This window comes from Massilia rhizosphaerae (assembly GCF_016093545.1).
GTDB lineage: Bacteria > Pseudomonadota > Gammaproteobacteria > Burkholderiales > Burkholderiaceae_D > Telluria > Telluria rhizosphaerae.
The window spans coordinates 1-1,880 of the sequence record NZ_JADKYX010000041.1; the positions used below are offsets into that span (position 1 = coordinate 1).

Annotated in this window: 1 protein-coding gene; it reads left to right on the top strand. The window is 61.9% G+C overall.

What is annotated here, in order from left to right:
• Positions 1–433: 433 nt before the first annotated feature.
• Positions 434–1,828, top strand: coding sequence for a group II intron reverse transcriptase/maturase (ltrA, locus tag ISF28_RS30150; RefSeq protein WP_370663520.1), 1,395 nt, complete (start codon positions 434–436; stop codon positions 1,826–1,828).
• The last annotated feature ends 52 nt before the right edge of the window (positions 1,829–1,880 follow it).

Genomic DNA, 1,880 nt, shown 5'->3' on the forward strand with positions numbered 1-1,880 from the left:
GGGTGCGCCCGGCAGGGCGCACCTACTTGGAGGTGAAAGTCCTCTACTCGCCCGACAAGGGGAAGAGTTAGCCGAACGGCAAGGGTGTCGCGGGCGACCGCGAATCTGAAGGAAGCCGAAGGCAAAGCGCTGGCCTGACGAACAGGAAGCGGATATGAGGCGACGCAGCCGGGTGAGGTGGCCCTTATCACCAAAGCCCAATACTTGTACGGGAGGCTGCGGCGTAGATCCGACAGGCATAAGCGGGAAGGTAGGTGCGCAATACCCGGGGAGATCTGTATGCGTGCCGTTGTGCTACCGGCATCGCGAGGTGCCGGGATGCGCATGCAGAAGTCAGCAGAGGGCATAGTAGGCTTGGGACAAGGGCGATGAGTCCAGAGAGCCCGGCCGAAGGCCTGAACATTCAACAACGCGATTAGGACATTCGACCTCGATGCGAGCCGGTGAAGCGACAAGGCGGGCAACCGCGCCAGACATGGAGGAAGACGACCGGATGTCGTCAACGGCCACGTCCGGAGCCGAGGCGGGCACGGCGGCGGATGGGCAAACGAAAGCGGAAGGACCGCGGCAGATGGAAGCCGTGGTCGAACGTAGCAACCTTTGGCGAGCGTATGAGCGGGTCGTGCGGAACAAGGGAGCGGCGGGAGTCGATGGACTGACCGTTGCCGACTTCAAGACATGGCTGCAACAGCACTGGCCAACTGTCAGGGCGGCGCTGCTGGCGGGCGAGTACATGCCAGGGGCGGTGCGCAAAGTGGAAATACCGAAGCCGAACGGCGGGGTACGACTACTTGGCATCCCCACGGTGCTGGACCGTCTGATCCAGCAGGCGCTGCTGCAAGTTTTGCAACCGGAATTTGAAACCGAATTCTCCGAACACAGCTACGGGTTTCGCCCTGGCCGCAATGCATGGCAAGCGGTACGGCAAGCGCAAGGCTACATCCGGGAAGACCGCCGCTGGGTGGTCGACCTCGATCTGGAGAAGTTCTTCGACCGTGTGAACCATGACATCCTGATGTCGCGTGTGGCACGCAAGGTCAGGGACGAACGGGTTCTAAAACTGATCCGACGTTACCTCGAAGCGGGCTTGATGGCGGATGGTATCGTCAGCACGAGAACGGAAGGCACGCCGCAGGGCGGGCCACTGTCGCCGCTGCTGTCGAACATCCTTCTGACTGATCTTGACCGTGAACTGGAGCGCAGGGGGCACAAGTTTTGCCGCTACGCCGACGACTGCAACATCTACGTCCGGAGCGAAATGGCGGGACGGCGCGCCATGACCGCCATCACCGACTATCTGGAGCGCAGTCTCAAGCTTCGGGTGAATCGGGAGAAAAGCGCCGTGGCGCGGCCTTGGGACAGGAAGTTCCTCGGCTACAGCTTCACGTGGCATAAACGGGCGCGTCTGAAAATCGCGGAGGGAAGCCTGAAGCGACTGAAGGACCGGGTGCGTGAAATCGTCGTCGGGAATGCCTCGCGCAATCTCGCCGGCACGATTAGCGAACTCAACCCGGCGCTACGCGGCTGGATGTCGTACTGCCGGCTGACCGAGGTAAAAGGTGTGTTGCAGGACCTGGACGGATGGATACGGCGCAAGCTGCGCTGCCTGCTATGGCGGCAATGGAAGCGCCCGACCACCCGTAACAGGAAGATGCAAGCGAGAGGGCTTGACGGGACGCGAGCGTGGAAGTCGGCGAGCAATGGCCGTGGCCCGTGGTGGAACGCCGGCGCGAGCCACATGAACGCCGCGTATCCGAAAAGTTATTTCGATGCGCTTGGGTTGGTTTCGTTGCTGGACACCCGGCAGCGCTTCCAGTGTGTTGAATGAACCGCCGTATGCGGAACCGCACGTACGGTGGTGTGAGAGGGCGGCGGGGGTA